Raw genomic sequence first — 19,377 nt, 5'->3', positions numbered from 1 at the left:
CCTAGCGTGCCGCGCATGACCAGCAGTCACTCCGCCGGCCCGGACAGGCCGCGAAACGGACGTTCCGCCCGCACCGCCCGTTCCGCCCGCACCGGTCGCCCCGCCCGCACCGCCCGTTCCGGCCCGCTCGCCGCGCTGCTCGCCGCCGCACTGGGCCTCGGCACCGTCGCGCTGACGGCCCCGCACGCCGCCTCCGCCGCTCCCGGAGCCGCCCCTGGAACCGCGACGGCCGCCGCTCCCGGAACCGCGACGGCGGCCGCCGCGCCCGGCGAGGTCGTGGTCGACGAGCACTTCGACGGCCCTGGCCTGCCCACCGGCTGGACGGCCGTCGAGGGGGCGTGGCGGATCGCCAACGGCCGGCTGGTCGGCAGCTCCACCGACTGGAACCAGCAGACCCGGATCACCTTCGGCCGCCACCTCACCGACTTCCGGCTGGAGGTGACCGCCCGCTTCGAGAGCGTCGTCGACGCCGCCCGCTGGACCGCCCTCGGCCTGGACGTCCCGGCGAGCGGCACCACCCCGTGGTCGATCGCCACCGTGCGCTCCGGCACCACCGCCGCCAACGGCCTGGAGTTCGCCCGGCGCACCCCGGCCGACGCCTGGAACGTCACCGACACCGCCGTCGGGCCCGCCGCGGCGGGCACCGGCCGGGACGTCCGGCTCGTCGTCGAGGTGCACGGCGGCGCGGCCCGCTGGATCTTCGACGGGCGCGAGGTCATGCGCACCACCCAGGTCGCCCGGAGCGCGGACGGCGGCCAGGCCCTGCTGGTCAACGGCGCCCAGGTCTCCTTCGACGACCTCAAGCTCACCGCGCTCGCCCCCGGCGCCTTCCTCCGGCAGCCCGGCGCGCCGCTCACCGTCCTCGCCCACCGCGGCGCCTCCTCCGCCGCCCCCGAGAACACCCTGCTGTCCGACGAGGTCGCCCGCCGCGCGGGCGCGGACTGGATCGAGAACGATGTCCAGCCCAGCAAGGACGGCGTCCCCCACGTCCTGCACGACGACACCGTGAACCGCACCACCAACGGCACGGGCCGCGTCCGCGACCTGACGGCCGCCCAACTGGGCGCGCTGGACGCCGGTGCCTGGTTCGCCCCGGCCACGGCCGGCGCCCGCGTGCCGACCCTGGCCGCCCAGCTCGACGACCTGCGCACCCGCGGGGGCAGCCTGCTGCTGGAGATCAAGGGCCCGCACACCCGGGACGAGGTGGCCCGGATCGTCCAGGACGTCCGCGACCGCGGCATGGCCGGCCGCGTCTTCGTCCAGAGCTTCGAGACCGACGCCCTCCGGTACACCCGCGAACTGGCCCCCGAGCTGCCCCTCGGCCTGCTGCGCGCCTCCCTCGACGCCGACCCGGTGGCCGTCGCCCGGGACCTCGGCCTGTCCGCCTACAACCCCGCCGACGCCGCCCTCGCCACCCGCCCCGAGGTGGTGGCCGCCCTGCACGCGGCGGGCGTCGCGGTCAACGTCTGGACGGTCGACGCGCCCGCCCGCTGGAAGGCCCTGGACGCGGCAGGGGTGGACGGCATCATCACCAACCGCCCGGCCGAGCTGGCCGGCTGGCTCGCCGCCCGCCAGTAGCCGCCGCCCGCGCCGGACGCTCGGCCGGGAAAACCCCGGCCGAGCGTCCCGCTGAACTCCTCGCGGCCTGCCGAGGGGTCAGCTCAACTCCCAAGTGGGGCCGTCGCTGTCCGCGACCGAAACCCACTGCCGACCCGCATCGACCCTGAGTCGGTAGCGTTCGCGCGGTGGACGCCCTGCGGCCTTGTGGGCGGCGACGGCGGTCTCCACCGTGTCCAGAATCCTGCGGGGACCGGCCTGTCGGGCAATGCCGTGCCGCAACTCCGCCCAGGCCCCGTCCGGCTGCCAGAGGTGCACGGCGGCGATGTCCCCGGCGTCGTCGTACGTGAAGCGACTCATGGCCCGGGGTACGGCGAGCGTCAGAAGGAAATGGATTCCGTCGTCCAGGAGGTCCGTAGGCTCCACGAAGCACGGGCGGGAACTGCAGCTGTGCGGCAGCGGCGGAGGAACAGGCGGCGTCCCGTTGTCCCCGATCCCGCGCACGGGCATGAAGAAGGCCGCATCCGGCAGGAACGCCCCGGTCGCCGTGCCGCCCTTCCGGACCACAAGGCGGACGACACCGCCGCCAACCGGGCAGACGATGATGCCCCCGGGAACCACCTGCTCCAACCAAGTGGGCGGAATACCGGTGAAGCCGCAGGTGGCAATCAGCCGGTCGTACGGGCCCCCGTCGGGGTGACCGGCTCGCCCGTCCCCGACAAGGACCGTGGGACGGTAGCCGGCCCGATCGAGTCGCTGTTCGGCGGAGCGGGCGAGGTCCGGGTCGACTTCGATCGTGGTCACGTTCTCGTCGCCCGCCCGGTGGCTCAGAAGCGCGGCGTTGTACCCGGTTCCGGTGGCCACTTCGAGCACCCTGTTGCCGTCGGCCACATCCAGGGCTTCGAGCATCAACGCCATCAGGGTCGGCAGCGTCGACGAGCTGGTCGGGACTCCGGCAGCGTCGAACCGGGTCAGCAGGGCGTCGTCGGTGTAGACGGTGCTCAACCACCGGGGGTCTTCGGGCGTCAGGTGGACGGGGCCGTGCTGCGAACCGACGGCGAAGGCCCGCACGAACGCCTCGCGCGGAACTGCGGCGAACGCCTCGTACCACTGGTCGGACTTGATGGCACCGGTGCTCCGCAGGTGGTCGGCCAGGCTGCGGCGAAGGTCGGCCGGCGCAGTCGGGACAGGGTTCAACGGGGAACTCCTTCGAGAAGGTTCGCAAGAGCCGTGGCGATCGGATCGCGGAGGTCCGGGACGAAACCGAACTGACCGTTGGGGTTGAGGTCCACGAAGAACCACACCCCGTCGTTGTCAACGAGGAAGTCCATTGCCGCGTACCGGAGTCCGAAGACCGCCATCTCCTGGAACTGGTGAGCGGTGAACGACACCGCCGCCGTGACGAAGCTCCCGGCCTGTTCCGGTTCGTCACAGGCGTCACGGCACTCATCATCTGACTCACCATCAACAACTGTGATCAATCGGCGGATCGACTTCAATCACCGGCCTCCGAGGGCTATCCTCGCCCTGCGGTGGATCACACCGGAGTCGGCCTGGGGCGTGGATCGCGCGGGGTGGGGGAGAAGTGGCGGACGAGGTGGAGTCCTTGGATTCCCTGGAGTTCTGGGTGACCGAGGACGAGGAGGAGGACGGCGACACGATGGGCGTCTTCCGGCGCGACCGGGAGGCCGTGCTGCGCCGGGTGCCGCTCGGGGCGCTGCGCTCCAACCTCACGGAGACGGTGGACGCGCTCCAGACGCTGTTCGAGCAGATCGCCGACCGCGGCGGCCCGCTGCCGCTCAAGGAGGTCCAGCTGAGCTTCCAGGTCTCCGCCTCGGGCGGCGTCCAACTGGTCGGCAGTTCCCAGGTCCAGGGCACCCGTGGGATCACCTTCGTCTTCGGCAACTAGCGGGACCGGATGGGCGGGTTCGCCGCACTTCTGATCGGTGCCAGCGACTACGAACGGGTGGGGTTCACCCCCCTGCCCTTCGTCCCCCGGGACCTCGAACGCCTGGACGCGGCCCTGCGGGCGCGCGGCTTCCGGGTCGAGCGGCCCGGGGCGGGCGAACGGATCAGCTGGAACTTCGTGAACGGCGAGGTCTCGCGCTTCCTGGAGAAGGCCCGGCGGGGCGAGACACTGCTGATCTGCCTGAGCGGACACGGCCTGCACGCCCAGGGCGTGGACTACCTGGTACCGGAGGACCTGCACCGCTACCGGAAGCCGCTCTGGTCGGGCTGCGTCGCCATCGACTGGCGCAGCGAGGTCGAGAACACCCGCGCCGCACAGGTGCTGTTCCTCGTCGACGCCTGCCGGGAGGGTGTCGGGGGCGACACCATGGCCGGTGCGGTCGGCTGGGCGAGCGGGCGGGCCATGACCGTCAAGTCCCGGCGGATCGCGCACCTCTACGCCTGCTCGCCCGGTGGGTACGCGCACTTCGTCGCTGCGGGGAGCGGCTCGTTCAGCCTGTTCTCGCGCGCGGTCCTGGACGAGCTGCTCGCGCACGACGGTCCACTGACCCTGGAGTGGCTGAGCGAGGCCGTCCAGAGCCGGATCGAGGCGCTCCACGCGGAGCACGGCAAGCCGGGCGCCGCCCAGGAGGTTCGCGTCCTCACCGACGCCGACCAGGGGGAGTTCCTGGTCGCGGGCCCGCTGGTGGAGCCCGCCCCCGTACCGGTGGTGGACGAACCGCCGACGCCGGAGCAGCCGTTGGCCGATCCCGGCCTCCGTGCACTCCTGGGCCGTGCCGTCCACCAGTACCAGGCCTCCGAGCGCACCGAGCTGCTGGAGGAGTACGCCGTACTCGGTCCGACGGCCGAACTGCTCGACCACACTCGCGGGTTGGATGCCACAGCGGTCACCGCGATGTGGGATGCGGCGTCCCGGCGTCGCGCCGCGGTCCCGCTGCTGGAGCTGGTCGCGGCGCTCTGTACGGCCGGCCGGGACGAGACCGCGCACCGGCTTCTGGAGAAAGCGGCCGTCCGCCCGGCGCCCCAACTGCCCCCCTTGCTCGTCGGTCTGGCCACGCTCGCCGCAACCGTCGAAACCGAGGGACCGACCGCGGCCGCCGGACTGCCGGCGGAGACGGTGGAGACGCTGTGGTCGACGATGCTCCGCGCTCTGGCGGCGCTGCCGGCGGACGCCTGGGCGGCGTGCGTCGTGGAACTGCACCGGGCCGGACTCGCCGCCGAGGCGGTCCGGGTGTCCGAGGAGCCGCGGCCGGTGGCGGACCTGCCGCCGCTGCTGGCCGCCCTGGAGGCGGAGGAACTGCCGGCGGAGGTCCGGCGGCTGGTCCGGGCGACGGTGGTCCGGCTGGGTTCCCGGTCGGTGGACGGCCTCCTTGTGGCGCTGTCCCGGGCCGGGGCGGTCGAGGCCAGGGCGATGGCGCTCGCGGCGATGGCGGAGTGGTCGGCGGAGGCGGTTGCCTCCTGGCTGCGGTTCACCGGGGGGCGGGGCGGCCTGGAGCGGGACGCGACGGCCGTCGTCCGGACCCTGCTGGCCGGGCACCGCGACGTGAGGAGCCTGCCGCGGCTGCTCCGCGAGGCCGGTATGTCGCGGTACCTCGACGTGTTCCACGAGGAGTGCGCCCGGCAGGAGCCCCGGGACCTGCACCGGTTGCTGCACGGACTGTCGGGCGCCGATGTCCACGAGGCCGCCCGCCCCGACGAGGACGCCGTTGCCGTAGTACGACTCGCGGCCGGCCTCATGGTGCCGAAGGAGGCGGGGGAGCTGACCGTCCTGCTCTGCGGTCACGGACCGGACAACCTGCTCGAACCCTTCCTGGCGGTGCTGTGCGGGGCATCGCCGGAGCGGGTGGCGCACATCCTGGTCCGGGTCTGGGAACTCCCGAGCGTGGGGCGGCCGGACCGGGACCCGGTCGAGGTCGCCGTGCCGGTGCTGGGCGGGCGGTACCCGGCGGAGCAGGTGGGGCCGCTGCTCGTGGAGCTGGAGCAGCGGCGTCTGCCTGCCGTCGTGGTCAGGTTCCAGGACACCCTGGTCCGCAGCCGGTCGACGGTGGAGCTGCTGACCGTGATGGCGCGGATGCCGTCGGCGGCGCGCGATGTGCTCCTGCGCCGGATCCTCGTGCTGCGTCGGGAGCCGGACCGGCTCGCGGAACTGCTCGACGCCTGTGGTGAGGAGCGGTTCGCGGTCCTGGGGGAGTTGCTGGCGCAGGCCGTCGTCGCCGAGTGCGGGGCCGCCGAGTTGGCCGCTCTGCTCGCCGAACTGCGGGCCCGGAACAGGCAGGCCGGGGAGCGGTTGCTGCGCGACTGGCTCGAGCCCATTCCGATTGCGCCGAAGCCCGCCCCGAGCTTGCTGAAGCCCGCCCCGAGCTTGCCGACGCCTGCCCCGAGCGTGCCGGTGCCGCTCCCGGCACCCGGTCCCGCACCCGCTCGCGAACCCGCTCCCCCGCGCGTGGCCGAGGACCGGGGCACCCTGCTCGGAGTGGCCCGGCGCGGATCGCCCGGCGAGGTGGCCGAACTGATCGTCGCCCTCGACACCCGGGGGCCCGGCGGGGCGGCGGTCGAGGTCGGCGAGCTGCTCCGTGCCTTCCTCGACGCCGGACCGGTGGAGCGGAGCGGAGTGCTGATCGAGGTCCTGCGGTCCGGAGGGCGCGGATCCCGCCCCGGCGAGCAACTGGTCGAGGCACTCAGGGCGCACGCCGCCAGGCTGTTCGCGGCGGCCCGGGCGATCGGCTCCGAGCCGGGCACGTACTACCTGCTGGACGCCTTCCTGGGCGGGCCGCCGGTCCGGCCCGCGGAGTTCCGCGCCCTGATCGGCGAACTGGGCCGGACCGGCGGCGGGCGGGAGGCCGGGCTCCTGCTGGAGCGGCTCGGGAGCGAGCAGCCGCCCCCGGTCGTCGTCGGCCTGCTGGAAGCGCTCCGGGACGACGAGGCGTTCGAGGTGCTGTGCCGGGCGGCGGCCGGGCGGCCCGTCCGGGAGGTTGCCGAGGTGCTGGGCAACTTCCGGCTGGAGCGGTTGAGGAGGGGGCTGGCGGTCGAGCGGTTCGTGGAGCATGTCGCGCGGGTGACGGCGCCGGACCGGTTCGCGGAGCTGCTGGTGGAGCTGCTGGCCGGACGGCAGGGCGTCCTCGCCGGGGCTGTGCTGCGGGCCGCTCGCTGGACCGGGTCCGACGAGGAGCTCGGCCGGCTGTTCACGGCGCTGGACGCGCGGGGCGAGGAGGTGCGCGGCCACGTGATGGACACGCTGGCCCCGGAGCTGTCGGCCCAGCAGGCCCTGGGCCTCCTCGACCATCTGCACCGGAACGGCGCCGAGCGGCTCGGGCTGCCCGTGCTCCGCGCGTACGCGCGGACGGTCGACACCTCCGGCTTCTGGGTCGGGCTGAACGAGCACGGCCGGTTCCGGTACGCGGCCGCCCTGGTCGACGAGGCCCCGCCGGACGCGCCGGTCGTGGCCTGGTACCGGCAGCTGCACCGGACGGCCCCCGGCCTCGACCGCGCGGCCCTGCGGCGGTCGGTCGGGGCGGACGGCCCGGTCGGGGAACTCGCCGCACTCGCCGCCCGGGGCGGGCCGACCAGGGCGGCCCTGGCGGCGGCGGTCCTGCACCGGGAGCCCGAGGACGTGGTCGGTCTGCTGGCCGCGCTGGCGGACCTGCCGTATCCGCCGACAGGGCCCGACACGGTGTCCTGGCCCGTGCTGCCGGACCGGCGGGCGGAACTGTGGCGGATCCTCGCGGCCGCCCGGCCAGCGGCGGAACTCGCCCTGATCCTCCGGGACCTGCGGGCGAACGGGCGGCGGCCGGAGGCGGAGCGGATCGTCGACCATGTCCTCGCCGACGAGCCCCCCGACCGGGTCGCCGCGTTGCTGGAGGCCCCGCTGCCGGTCGACGGACCGACGGACCGGGACCCCGCCGGACACTCGAACGAGACGGCGGAGCTGCTGGCCGGTCGGATGCTGGCGGGCGGCTCGGTGGCCGGGGTGATCGGGCGCCTGATGCGGATCGGCCGGTCGGGGAGCGCGGAGATGCTGGCCACCGAGCTCTCCTCCCGGGGCAGGACCGGTGCGGAGATCGCCCGGGCGGTGGCGAGCCTGCTCGACGCCGGCATGGCGTCGGAGCTCAGCCATCGGATGACGGTGAACGTCTGCCGCTACCGGCCTCCGGAGGACGTCGCCGAGTTCCTCCAGTACCTGGACCCGGCCGGCCACGGAACGGCGCTCCGGGAGGCGATCATGACGGTTTCCTCGCGTCGTCCGGACGAGGTGGCCGAGATCGGGCGGCAGCTGGAGTACCAGGGCTACCGGGAGTTGTCGGCCCGGCTGTCGGGGTCGACGGAGCCGCCCGGCCGGTGGCCGCGGTGGCGGGACCGCCGTAGGTCCTGAGAGCGACGGCGTTCGACGGCGGGGGTGTGCCGGGCCGGCCCCCACGACCGGCCCGGCACACCCCCGCCGCCCGTTCCTCGCTCGGACCGGATCAGCCGTTCTCGGCCGCCGTGTCGGCGTCGGCCGCCGCGGCGGCGCTCTCGGCGGCGTCCAGCTTCTGCTGGAGGTCCCCGGGCGCCGCGTCGTCGGCCGCGCCGGGTGCGGCGGGCCCGGGCGTGGCGGGCCCGTGGTCGGCGTTCCCGTGGTCGGCACCGGGACCGCAGCCGGTGAGCAGCGCCGCTCCGGCCAGCAGAACGGCCGCGAGCACCGCTCCGGCGGGGCGGCGGGTCACTTGCCGGCGCCCTTGCCGTGGGCGGCGCACCAGGTCGCCACGGACTTGAGGTCGTCCTGCCGCGACTTCAGGGTGCCGACCAGGGCCTTGCGGGCGGTCAGCCGGCCGTTGAGGTAGGTCTCCACCTCGGTGTGACCGGCGGACTTGGCGTTCGCGACCCGCTGCTGCAGCCGGGCGACGGAGCCGGCCATGGTGGCGTCCCCGTTGAGCCGGTTGAGCGCGTTGGTGAGGTGCCCCTCGGTGCTGGGCAGGCGCTTGCAGATGCTCTTGGCCCCGTCACCGGTGGGTGTCGGCAGGGCGGTCGGTGAGGCGGCGGCCGGGCCGGAGCTCGGGGCGGCCGGAGCCGCCTGGGCGGCGGGCGTGCCGGCCAGCAGCGCGCCGGTCAGCACGCCGGTCAGGGCGAGGGTACCGAGCGCGCCGGCCCGGCGACCGGAGGGAAGGCGGTTGACTGCGGGCATGTGACGTCCTCTCTTCGGCCCGGACCCGGACCAGGACCCGAACGGCCCGGTGCGGTGCACCGGGGTGCACCGGGGTGCGGTGCGGTGCGGTCGAGTCGGACGGTAGGGCGCCTTCTTGTGGAATCCCTGTGGAACGGCCGGCCCGGCGCCCGAACAGGCTCAGCGCCCCGGGCCGCTGAGCCAGTCCCGGCGGGCGGGGAGTTCCAGGGTCGGCGCATCAGGGCGGGGGAGCGGCAGGGTCACCTCGGCCCGGCAGCCGGTGCCGTCGGGCGGCGCGGTGAGGGCGACGGTGCCCCGGTGCAGCGCGGTCTGCTGGGCGACCAGGGTGAGCCCGAGGCCCGAACCGGGGCTGTCCCGACGGCGGTGGAAGCGCTGGAACACGGCCGCCCGGTCCTCCGGGGGTACCCCGGGGCCGTTGTCGTCCACGGTGAGCCGGGCCTGCGCGCCCTCGGCCGCGAGCCGGACGGCGACGCGGGCCGGGGCGCCGTCGGCGCCGCCGTGCACGGCGGCGTTGCCGAGGAGGTTGGCGAGCATGATCCGCAGTCCGGACTCCCAGCCGAACACCCGCAGTTCGGCCGGGGCGTGCACGGCGAACACGGTGCCGGGGTGGCGGCGGCGGGCCTCCTCGGCCGCCGCGTCGACGAGTTCGGCGAGGTCGACCGGCTGGAACGCGTCCAACTGGACCAGGTCGCCCCGGGCCAGGGTGCTGAGCGCGGTGAGCAGGTCGAGCAGCCGCGCGTGGTCCTGTCGCAGCTCCGCCACGACCTCGTCCCGGTCGTCGGCGGGCAGGTCCGGGTGGGCGGCCAGGACGTCGAGATTGGTGCGCAGGCTCATCAGCGGTGTGCGCAGCTCGTGCGAGGCGTCGGCGGAGAACGCCCGGGCGGTGTCCAGCGCCTGGGCCGTCCGCCGGGCCTGCTCGTCGTAGCGGGTGAGGAGCAGCGCGAGGGCCGAGGACAGCTCGTCGACCTCGGCGGTCCCGGTCCGCTCGGGCAGGAACCCGTGACCACCGGGCGAGCCGGACGAGCCAGGAGACTCCGGGGAGCCCGGCCCGGTCGGCCCGGCGGGTGCCGCCGCCGGGTCCAGCCCGGCGGCGCGGCGGCTGAGCCGGCGCAGCGGGGCGGTGGCCCGCTCGGCGAGCGCGAAGCCGAGCAGTGCGGCGACCGGGGCCGACACCAGGGCGACGAGCAGGACGCGCCGTCGCACCGCGGCCGCCTGCCGGTCCGCCGGCCCGGTGGGGGCGATCACCTGCAGCAGGCCGGAGCCGCTGCCCCGGCCGTTCCCTCCGACCGCCCAGGTGAGGACCCGCCAGGAGGTGCCGTGGTCCCGGACCGTGACCGGCCCGCCGCCCGGCTCGGTCGGGAGGGCACCCGCGCCGTCCGGCCCGTCCGGCTGCGGGCCGACGGACAGCAGGACGCCGCCGTCGGTGCCGGTCACCCGCACCCCCAGGTCCAGGGCGGCGTCCACCACCTTGCGCTGCTGGTTCTGCTCCACCTTGGGCCGGCCCTTGCTGTCGGCGGCCACCAGCGCCCGGACGCTCGGCAGCAGCGCGGCCGCGCGCTCGCCGAGCCGGGCGTCCTGCTGGTGCCGCAGGTCCCGGCCGACCAGCGGCAGCAGCAGCAGGCCCGCGAGCACCACCAGCAGCGGCACCACGGCCGCCGCCCAGAGCGCGATCCGGGTGGAGAGCCTCATCGCGGGGCCTGCCGCGATCCGTCGGGTGTGCGCAGCACGAAGCCGACGCCCCGGACGGTGTGGATCAGCCGGGGCCGCCCGCCGGCCTCGGTCTTGCGCCGCAGGTAGCTGACGAAGGTGTCGACGGCGTCGCTGCGCACCTCGGCGTCGTAGCCCCAGACGCGTTCCAGCAGCAGTTCGCGCGAGAGCACCAGGCCGGCGTTCCGGGCCAGGTGCGCGAGCAGTTCGAACTCCCGCCGGGTGAGGGTGAGTTCCTCGCCGTCCAGGTGGGCCTGGCGGGTGCCGGGGTCGAGGCTGAGGGGTCCGGCGAGCACCCGGTCGTCCGGCTGCGGCGGTCGGCGGCGGAGCAGGGCCCGCAGCCGCAGGACGAGTTCCTCCAGGGCGAACGGCTTGACCAGGTAGTCGTCGGCGCCCGCCTGGAGCCCGGCGACCCGGTCGGCGGCCTCGTCGAGGGCGGACAGCATCAGCACCGGGAGGTCGTCGCCCCGGGCGCGCAGGCGGCGGCAGACCTCGACGCCGCCGAGGCCGGGCATCGACACATCGAGCACCAGCACGTCCGGCAGCTCGGTGGCCATCCGGGCCAGCGCCGCGCCGCCGTCCTCGGCGAGGGCCACCGAGAAGCCGCTCAGCCGCAGACCGCGCTCCAGCCCGCGGCGGATCGCCGCGTCGTCGTCGACCACCAGGACCCGCCCGCCGGTCCCCGTCACGTCCCGGCTCCCCGTCACGTCCCGGCTCCCCGTCACGTCCCGGCTCCCCGTCACGTCCCGGCTCCCCGCCATGTCCCCGGTCCCACTCGTCCGCATCGGCGCCTCCTCCGTCCGGCCGCCGACCCTCTCACACCGGGGCGACGGACGGCCTCCGGGGGGTGTCCCGGCCAGGTGCCCCGGCGAGGGAGCAGGGCCGGGCCCGGCGGTGCCGGGCGGATCTGGAAGAGTGCGGGGCATGAGACTCCGCTGCGCCGTACTCGACGACTTCCAGGGTGTCGCCACCACGATCGCCGACTGGTCCCCGGTGGCCGACCGGGTCGAGGTCGTGGCGTTCCGCGAGCATCCGGCCTCGGTGGCGGAACTCGTCGCGGCGGTCGCGGATTTCGACATCGTGGTGACGCTGCGGGAGCGGATCGCCTTTCCGGCGGAGGTGTTCGAGCGGCTGCCCCGGCTGCGGCTGCTGGTCGCCTCGGGGATGCGGAACTCGGTGATCGACCACGCGGCGGCCCGCGCCCACGGGGTCACCGTGTGCGGGACGGCCAGTTCGTCGACGCCGCCGGTGGAGCTGACCTGGGCGCTGCTGCTCGGGCTGGCCCGAGGGCTGGTCGAGGAGAGCACGGCGCTGCGGACCGGCGGGCCGTGGCAGAGCACGGTGGGCGCGGATCTGGCGGGGCGCCGGCTGGGCCTGCTGGGGCTGGGCAAGATCGGTGCCCGGGTCGCCCGGGTGGGGCTCGCCTTCGACATGGACGTGGTGGCGTGGAGCAGCAACCTCACCGGGGAGCGGGCGGCCGAGGTGGGTGTGCGCCGGGCGGGGTCGATGGAGGAGCTGCTGCGGGAGAGCGACTTCGTCTCCGTGCACCTCGCGCTCGGCGCGCGCACCCGGGGGCTGGTCGGCGCGCCCGAACTGGCGCTGATGCGGCCGGACGCGTACCTGGTCAACACCTCCCGGGCGGCGATCGTCGACCAGGAGGCGCTGCTGGCGGCGCTGGCGGCGGGGCGGATCGCGGGAGCGGCGGTGGACGTGTTCGACCAGGAGCCGCTGCCGGCGGGCCACCCGATGCGGACGGCGCCCCGGCTGCTGGCCACCCCGCACCTGGGGTACGTGTCGCGGGACAACTACCGGCGCTACTACGGCGAGGCGGTGGAGGACATCGCGGCCTTCCTGGCGGGGGCGCCGGTCCGCGTCCTGGGCGACTGACGGCACCGGACGCCCGGAGGCCCGGACGTACCGGACCCGGGACGCACCGGACGCCCGGACGCACCGGCCCACCAGAGCGGCAGGCGGCCCGTCACCCCCGAGCCGGGGGTGACGGGCCGTGGTGCGGGCGCCGCGGTCAGGAGACCGAGACAGCGCTCCAGGCGGCCGCGACGGCCTTGTACTCGGTGCTGGTGGCGCCGTAGAGGTCCTTGGCGGCGCTCAGCGACGCGGCCCGCGCGCCCTTGTAGTCCGTGGTGGAGGTCATGTAGACGGTCAGCGCGCGGTACCAGATGTTGGCGACCTTCTGGTTGCCGATGCCGGTGACCGTCGAGCCGTTGCAGGTCGGGCTGTTGTAGCTGACGCCGTTGATGGTCCTGGCGCCGCTGCCCTCGCTGGCGAGGAAGAACCAGTGGTTGCCGACGCCCGAGGAGTTGTGCACGTCGAGCTGGCCGACCTTGCGGCTCCAGCAGTCGGCGGAGCGGCCGTCCAGCGAGGGCTTGTCGAAGCGGCGCAGCCACGGCGGGGTGGACTGGTCGCTGAACAGGTAGTCGCCCTTGTCCACCGCGTTGTTGGCGTAGAACTCGACCATGGTGCCGAAGATGTCCGAGGTGGACTCGTTGAGGCCGCCGGACTCGCCGCTGTAGCGGAGGTTGGCGGTGGCGCTGGTGACGCCGTGGGTCATCTCGTGGCCCATGGTGTCGAGGTCGACCTGCTCCGGGTCGGTGACGCCGTCGCCGTCACCGGTCATCATGCAGAAGCAGCTGTCGGACCACTGGGCGTTGTCCCACTTGGTGCCGACGTGGACGAAGACGGTGGCGCCCTTGCCGTCGTTCTTGATGCCGCTGCGGTTGAAGGTGTTCTTGTAGTAGTCGTACGTCCAGGCGGTGTTGGCGTGGGCGTCGACGGCCGCGGTGGCGCGGTCGGTGGAGAACTTCTTCCCGTCGCCCCAGACGTTGTCGGTGTCGGTGAAGAGGGTGCCGGAGTTCGCGTTGAGCGAGCTCGCGGAGACGTTGTTGGCGTCCTTGGTGATGTGGCCGCGCGTCGGGTCCTTCAGCGAGAAGCCGCCGGTCTGCGCGGTGGTGTCGATGGTGATGTCACCGGTGTACTCGGAGTGGCCGGTGCCGGTGGCCTGGTGCTCGGCGTCGTAGGCCTCGATCTGCTCACCGGTATTGGCGTCGGTGACGACGATCCGGCCGGCCGGCTGGCCGTGGTCGCCGGTGCCCTCGACGGTGGTGCGCCAGGCGAGGCGCGGGGTGCCGTCGGCGGCCCAGACCACGAGTTCGGGGCTGCTGGTGGCGCTGTCGACGCCGGGGGCGGCTTCGAGCGCGCGGCCGGCGGTGAGCTGGGCGGGGACCTTGGGAACGATCGTGCGCACGGCGGCGTCGTGGGCGGCCGCGCGGGAGGAGTCCTTGAGCCGGCCGCGGGAGTCCTGGTGGACCACCAGGTCGCCGCCGACCACGGGCAGGCCGAGGTAGGTGCGGTCGAAGCGGACGTGCTGGGTGCCGTCGGCGTCCAGCACGACGTCCTTGACCAGGAGGTCCTGGCCGTCGGCGAAGCCGAAGACCGACGCGTTGCGGGCGACGTTGGCCCGGGCCTTGGCGATCGCCGCGTCACGGCCGGTGGGGGCGGCGGACGCGGTCCCGGCGGTGACGGTGGCGGCGACGAGGGCGGCGGTGGCCGCTATGGCTCCGGCCGCGAGGAAGCGGCGAGAAGAGGAGGTGGGGCTCACTCTGACTCCAGTCGGGGATGCTGCGTGATGCAGGGATGAGAGCTGCGTTGAGATTGACGGTGGGCAGTCATCCACGGCTAGAGCGAACGTCAGAACTTTGCCAATTCGTGTCCTGTATTGATCAAATGTGATCGTTTTCGAGTTGTCTGTTCACGCTTGCGCCGGGCCCGTCGTCCGTGGGCGCTCGTCAGCACCCGTGCCGTACGCTCGCGGGATGGACGGATGGGTGGGGGCCTGGACCGGCGGACGTCGTGCGGTGCACGTCGGCAATGTGGCCGACTTCAACGAGCAGTTCCTCCTCGAACCGTCGTCCCGCGGGCGGTTCGCCCCAGGGAGGTTCCCCGGCAGCAGGTCCGCCACGTCGCCGTCCGCCGCCGAGCGGCGCGCCGACCGCCTCCGCCGGGCGCACCACTACGCCGGACTGGCCGTCGGCTACAGCCCCGAACCCGCCGCCCTGGTACTGCCCGCCGAGGTCGACCGGGCCTGGATCGACTGGCTCGCCCGCGAACTGGACTGGGGGCCGGTCGAGGTGTTCGACGGCATCGCCCCCGGCGGCACGGTCGCCGAGGCCCTCGCCGCCCGCCCCGCGCTCGCCGAACGGCTCGCCACCGGCCCCGGCCCCGTGCTGTTCTGGGGCCGCACCCCCGACCGGGGCGAGGGCCCGGAGCTCGCGGCCGTCCGCCGCTACGAGGCCAAGGACGCCGCGCACGGCCTCTTCACCGCGCTCGCCCAGGCCCACCCCGGCGTGCGGGTGCCCCGGCAGGAGTCCGTGGACGGCCCCCGGGCGGCCGCCCGGCGACTGGCCGCCCACGCCGCCCGGGGCCGCGCCACGGTACTCAAGTCCCGGCACGGAGTGGGTGGTTACGGAACCGTCGTGATCACCCCGGCGGAGCTGTCGGCGGCCGGCGGCGCCCGGGCGCTGCTCCGCCGGCTGGAACGCGAGGACGCCCTGCCGTCCGGCGGCCCGCTGCTGCTGGAGGAGTACGTGGACGCCGGTCCGGCCGGCACCGGCCGGCTGCGCGACCTCACCTTCGACGCGGTGATCGGCGCCGACGGCCGGGTCCACCCGGTGGGCGTCGGCGAGATGGCGGTCGACGGGACCCGCTACCAGGGGGTGACGGTCGGTCCGGGCGTGGTGCCGCCCGGCGCCGCCGCCACCGCCGAACGCTTCGGCCTCGCGGTGGGGGAGCGGCTGGCCGAGGCCGGCCACCGGGGCTGGTACGACGTGGACTTCGTCACCGACCGCGAACGCCGGCTCGCCCCGACCGAGGCCAATCTGCGGCTCACCGGACCGGCGATCGCCTTCGTCCTGCGCCACCGGCTGGACCAGGTGCGCGGCCCCGGCCACCTGGTCCGCACCCTGGACGCGATGCCGCTCGGCGCCCGGCTCTCCCAGGAGGCGCTGCACGGCCACCTGGACCGGCTGCGCCCGGCCTGCGCGCGGCTCGGCGCGACGCTGCTGCCGTTGATCGTGACGGCCGGCCACGAGCCGGAGCCGGCCGTCGGTCTGGCGCTCGCTGCCCGGAGCGTCGAGGCGCTGGACGCCGCGCAGGCCCGGCTCGGGGCGGCCCACCACGGGCTGGGCCGGATGTTCGAGGCCCTGCGCTGAGCCTCCGGCCCGGCCCCGCCGGTCAGGGCTGCTTCGGCGGTTCGGACGGCTTCGGGTGCCAGGCCAGGAACCGGACCAGGATCGCGGCCGAGACCATCAGGGCGATGTTGAACACGAAGACCAGCCACGCCTGGGCGTGCCAGTCGGACGGGCGGGTGGTCCGGTACAGGTTGTCCTGCGGCCACCAGGAGGCCAGCAGCCAGAACACCGCCAGGTGCGCGGCGAACGAGAGACCGGGCGGCCGCCGCATCCGCGCCGTAGTCCCGGCTCCGAACAGCAGCCAGGCCACGCCGAGTCCGAACGAGGCGCACTCGAAGAAGTAGAGCACCCGGAAGAGGTCGTCGTACGGGGCCGGAACGGCCGAGACGTCGGTCGAACCCGGCCAGAGGCTGTTCGTGAGCAGCCCGGCGACGACCGCTGCCGGCACCCCGAAGCCGATCACGCCGCAGCCGAGCGCGGAGTCCACCCCGGCGGAGCCGCGGCTCCCGCCGCCCTTCCAGCTCCTGCCGCCCTTCCCGCCGCCCGACCGGCGCGGTGGCGCGGCGTGGTCGGCCGGCGCGGGCAGCGGCAGCGCGGCCCGGTCGAGCTTGCCGGCCCGGGTGCGCGGGAGTTCGGGCACCGGGACCACGGCGGCGGGTGCCTCCCCGTCCGGCAGCAAGGTCTTCAGCGCGGCCGTCAGCGACCAGCCGTCGGTGTCCGGCGCGCCGGACACGGCGACGGCGTACCCGACCAGCTCGCGCCGTCCGGGCGCCACCTCCACCTCGGCGACCGCCGCCTCCCGGATCCCGGGGCGGGCGCGCAGCCGGGCCTCGGCCCGGGCCGCGAGGGACACCGTCCTGGCGACGGTGGTGGACAGCCGGACGTCGGTCGGTCCGACCACGCCCGCCGCCCGGCCGATGAACTCCAGCGTGCCGTCCGCGGTGAACCGGCCGAGGTCGCCGGTCAGCATCACCCGGCCGTCCTTGTCGTGCGCCGAGTGCACGAACCGGCGGGCCGTCTCCTCGGGCCGGCCGGGGTATCCGCGGCCGAGGCCGGGACCGGCGAGCGCGATCTCGCCGACCCTGCCGTCCCGCAGCGGGGTGCCGTCCGGGGCGAGCACCAGCACCCGGGCGCCGGGGAACGGCGCGCCGATCAGCGACGGCGGCGTTCCGCGCAGCACCTGGTTCCTCTCCCGGACCTCGAACCAGGTGCTGTCCACGCCCGCTTCGGCCAGCCCGTAGACGTTGATCACCCGGGTGGACCGGCCGAGCAGCCGTTGCAGCGCCAGGTGCTCGTCCAGCCACCACTTCTCGGCGCCGACGGTGAGCACCCGCACCCCGGCGAGCGGGCTCTCGCCCGGACGCGGCGCCAGGTGGGCGGTCAGCCGGCGCGCGGTGCGGGTGTTCAGCTCCAGCACGGTGATCCGCTCGGCGGCGATCAGCGGCGGGAGGTCGGCGATGTCGGCCGCGCGGTCCAGGGTCAGGTTGCGCGGCGCGACCACCAGCGTGGCGCCGGAGCAGAGCGCGCGCACCCAGTCGGCGGTGAACACGTCGAACTCCAGGCTCGCCGTGCTCAGGATCCGGTCGGCGGGCGTCAGGCCGTACACCGTGCGCCAGCCGTGGTGGACGGCGAGCAGGTTGCGGTGCGAGAGCCCGGCGCAGCGCGGCGCCCGGGTGGTGCCGGAGGTGGTCAGGACGACCGCGGGGCCGTCCGGGTCGAGGTCGACCGGGGGCGGGCCGGCGGGCCCCGCCGAGAGGGCGGACCGGGCCGAGTCGAGGCAGACGAGCTCCCGGGCCCCGGCGTCGGTCAGCCGGATCCGGTGCGCCTCCTCGGTGACGACCAGGGCCGGCCCGGCCTCGGCGAGCACGTGCCGCAGCAGCCCGTCAGGGGCGCCGGGCTCCAGCGGGAGGTAGGCGGCGCCGGTCTTGAGCACGGCGAGCAGGGCGATGTACACCTCGACGCCCCGGCCGAGCGCCACCGCGGCCAGGTCGCCGGGCCGCAGCCCGCGTTCGACCAGGTGGTGGGCCAGGCGGTCGGCCCTGGCGTCGAGTTCGCCGTAGTCGAGCTCCGTTCCGGCCCAGCGCAGGGCGACGGCCCCGGGCGCGGTGCGGGCGTGCTCCTCGAACCGTCCGGGCAGCGTCCCGGCGCGTCCGGTACCGAGTTCCGGCGGTGTGTCCGTCCCTGTCATGACCCGTCCCCTCCACCCGCGTTCACCTGCCTGTGGCCCCCGCACCGCTTCCACGAGCCGTCGGTCCGGTCCGGTTCCACGGTTCGCGCACCGATCCTGACGCCAACTGCCGCTGGGGAAAAGGGGGATACGCACGGCGCCCGCGCGGGACGGCCGTCCACGACCCGGACACCGGCCCCGTCCCCCGGGGCGACGGTTGTACTCTGCACGCGGACGGTCGGCGGCGGCCCGTCCGGTGCGGCGCCGCGCCCGTGACCCCGCCCGGCACCGGAGGACCCCAGGAGGCCCGCCCGCATGAGCACGTCCGACCCGCGCCCGCCCGCCACCGGCTCGTCCACCGCACCGTCGGAGGCGCCCGAGCTGCCGGAGCCGCCGGCCCCGCTGCTGCGCACCCGGGCCGTGGACGTCGTCCGGGACGGCCGCCACCTGCTGCGCGGGATCGACCTCGCCATCCACCCCGGCGAGCACTGGGCGCTGCTCGGCCCGAACGGCGCCGGCAAGTCGACCCTGCTCGCCCTGCTCGGTGCCGTCTCCCACCCCACCCGCGGCGAGGTGGACGTGCTCGGCCGCCGGCTCGGCCGGGTCGACATCCGCGAGCTGCGCGCCCACCTCGGCCACGTCAATCCGCGCCACCCGCTGCGCTCGCCGCTGACCGTGCGCGAGGTCGTCCTCACCGGCGTCACCAACACGATCGAGCCGGACCTGAACCGCAAGCCCGCCCCGGAGGAGCTGGAGCGGGCCGAGCTGCTGATCGGGACCCTGGGCATGACGGCGGCCGCGGAGTCGCCGTGGACCACGCTCTCCCAGGGCGAGCGGGGCCGGGCGCTGATCGCCCGGGCCCTGATGCCCAGTCCGCGGCTGCTGCTGCTCGACGAGCCCGCCACCGGGCTCGACCTGACCGCCAGGGAACTGCTGCTGGACAGCCTGGACCTGCTCCGCCATCAGCACCCGGAGCTGGCCAGCGTCCTGGTCACCCACCACCTGGAGGAGCTGCCGGAGTCCACCACGCACGCGCTGCTGCTGCGGGCCGGGGAGACGGTCGCGGCCGGCCCGGTGGACGAGGTGATGACCACCGAGCTGGTGAGCGCGACCTTCGGCCACCCGATCCGGATCACCCGCCACGACGGCCGCTGGACCGCCAGGGCCGCTGCCCGCCGCACCCCGACGGGCTGAGCGCGGCGGTCCCGGACGACGCCTTCCCAGGGGCGCGCACCCACCGGTGCGTGCCCCTTTACCACTTCTTTGCCATCCGTGTCACCTCCGGCCGAGCCGTGAGTGGCCGGAAATCGTCGGTGGACCGACCATCGGGGCGCCGGAGCCCTTGTCCCACCTGGGCCGTTTTGTGACCGACCCCGGTGTGGACGGCAAAAACCGATATCCCTAAGGTATGCCTTAGCTAAGTGGGCGGGGCATCGACGACGTCGTTGCTCCCCGCCCGCGCTCAGCCCTGCCTTGAAACGCCTTGCCTTGAAACGCCCTGCCCTGAAACGCCCTGTCCTGACCGCTGGAGCCCGCATGTCCGCCCGTCGTTCCACCGCCGCCACGCTGCTCACCCTCGCCGTGGCGACCGCCGCACTGGCCGGCTGCTCGCAGAA

General features: G+C 75.0%; 14 protein-coding genes. 6 read left to right on the top strand and 8 right to left on the bottom strand.

Annotated features, from left to right (window positions below):
* Positions 1–15: 15 nt before the first annotated feature.
* On the top strand, positions 16–1,578 hold the full coding sequence (locus tag ADK60_RS41495) for a glycerophosphodiester phosphodiesterase (RefSeq protein WP_079008062.1): 1,563 nt from the start codon (positions 16–18) through the stop codon (positions 1,576–1,578).
* 78 nt (positions 1,579–1,656) lie between these two features.
* Here the strand turns inward: ADK60_RS41495 and ADK60_RS05015 are convergent, their stop codons facing one another.
* Together ADK60_RS05015 and ADK60_RS44500 are read right to left on the bottom strand one after the other, a co-directional pair.
* Positions 1,657–2,754, bottom strand: coding sequence for a methyltransferase domain-containing protein (locus ADK60_RS05015; protein WP_063783045.1), 1,098 nt, complete (start codon positions 2,752–2,754; stop codon positions 1,657–1,659).
* Positions 2,751–3,056: a hypothetical protein gene (locus tag ADK60_RS44500; protein WP_159400303.1), complete on the bottom strand. Its 306-nt coding sequence runs from the start codon at positions 3,054–3,056 to the stop codon at positions 2,751–2,753. Before ADK60_RS44500 ends, ADK60_RS05015 begins: the two co-directional genes overlap by 4 nt.
* Before the next feature lie 86 nt (positions 3,057–3,142).
* On the opposite strand from ADK60_RS44500, the gene ADK60_RS05005 reads away from it, so the two are divergent.
* Positions 3,143–3,466, top strand: a complete 324-nt coding sequence (locus ADK60_RS05005) for a Pepco domain-containing protein (protein WP_045943139.1) — start codon at positions 3,143–3,145, stop codon at positions 3,464–3,466.
* A 9-nt stretch (positions 3,467–3,475) separates the two neighbouring features.
* On the top strand, positions 3,476–7,894 hold the full coding sequence (locus ADK60_RS44495) for a caspase family protein (RefSeq protein ID WP_053643560.1): 4,419 nt from the start codon (positions 3,476–3,478) through the stop codon (positions 7,892–7,894).
* Positions 7,895–7,985: 91 nt separating this feature from the next.
* Here ADK60_RS44495 and ADK60_RS04995 read toward each other — a convergent pair whose 3' ends face one another.
* The 4 genes from ADK60_RS04995 to ADK60_RS04980 form a co-directional block, all read right to left on the bottom strand.
* On the bottom strand, positions 7,986–8,225 hold the full coding sequence (locus ADK60_RS04995; RefSeq protein WP_063783044.1) for a hypothetical protein: 240 nt from the start codon (positions 8,223–8,225) through the stop codon (positions 7,986–7,988).
* Positions 8,222–8,683 carry a hypothetical protein gene (locus ADK60_RS04990; protein WP_053643556.1) on the bottom strand — a complete coding sequence of 154 codons (462 nt, stop codon included), beginning with the start codon at positions 8,681–8,683 and terminating at the stop codon, positions 8,222–8,224. Before ADK60_RS04990 ends, ADK60_RS04995 begins: the two co-directional genes overlap by 4 nt.
* Before the next feature lie 159 nt (positions 8,684–8,842).
* Entirely contained in the window at positions 8,843–10,372 is a 1,530-nt protein-coding gene (locus ADK60_RS04985; protein ID WP_053643555.1) for a sensor histidine kinase, read from the bottom strand.
* The gene (locus ADK60_RS04980) at positions 10,369–11,079 is read right to left on the bottom strand and encodes a response regulator transcription factor (protein WP_053643553.1); all 711 of its coding nucleotides are present in this window, start codon (positions 11,077–11,079) and stop codon (positions 10,369–10,371) included. Before ADK60_RS04980 ends, ADK60_RS04985 begins: the two co-directional genes overlap by 4 nt.
* A gap of 235 nt (positions 11,080–11,314) precedes the next feature.
* On the opposite strand from ADK60_RS04980, the gene ADK60_RS04975 reads away from it, so the two are divergent.
* On the top strand, positions 11,315–12,277 hold the full coding sequence (locus ADK60_RS04975; RefSeq protein WP_053643552.1) for a D-2-hydroxyacid dehydrogenase family protein: 963 nt from the start codon (positions 11,315–11,317) through the stop codon (positions 12,275–12,277).
* Positions 12,278–12,413: 136 nt separating this feature from the next.
* Here ADK60_RS04975 and ADK60_RS04970 read toward each other — a convergent pair whose 3' ends face one another.
* Complete coding sequence (locus ADK60_RS04970) at positions 12,414–14,006, bottom strand: M4 family metallopeptidase (RefSeq protein WP_053643550.1); 1,593 nt, start codon at positions 14,004–14,006, stop codon at positions 12,414–12,416.
* A gap of 214 nt (positions 14,007–14,220) precedes the next feature.
* Here ADK60_RS04970 and ADK60_RS04965 point away from each other — a divergent pair, with 214 nt between their 5' ends.
* Complete coding sequence (locus ADK60_RS04965; RefSeq protein WP_159400302.1) at positions 14,221–15,615, top strand: ATP-grasp domain-containing protein; 1,395 nt, start codon at positions 14,221–14,223, stop codon at positions 15,613–15,615.
* A gap of 22 nt (positions 15,616–15,637) precedes the next feature.
* On the opposite strand, the gene ADK60_RS04960 is transcribed toward ADK60_RS04965, so the two are convergent.
* The gene (locus ADK60_RS04960; RefSeq protein WP_053643546.1) at positions 15,638–17,782 is read right to left on the bottom strand and encodes an AMP-binding protein; all 2,145 of its coding nucleotides are present in this window, start codon (positions 17,780–17,782) and stop codon (positions 15,638–15,640) included.
* A gap of 294 nt (positions 17,783–18,076) precedes the next feature.
* On the opposite strand from ADK60_RS04960, the gene ADK60_RS04955 reads away from it, so the two are divergent.
* Positions 18,077–18,955: an ABC transporter ATP-binding protein gene (locus ADK60_RS04955; protein ID WP_079008060.1), complete on the top strand. Its 879-nt coding sequence runs from the start codon at positions 18,077–18,079 to the stop codon at positions 18,953–18,955.
* Positions 18,956–19,377 lie beyond the last annotated feature (422 nt).

It is taken from the genome of Streptomyces sp. XY431 (genome assembly GCF_001279805.1).
GTDB lineage: Bacteria > Actinomycetota > Actinomycetes > Streptomycetales > Streptomycetaceae > Kitasatospora > Kitasatospora purpeofusca.
This window is presented reverse-complemented; position numbering and strand designations above follow the sequence as displayed.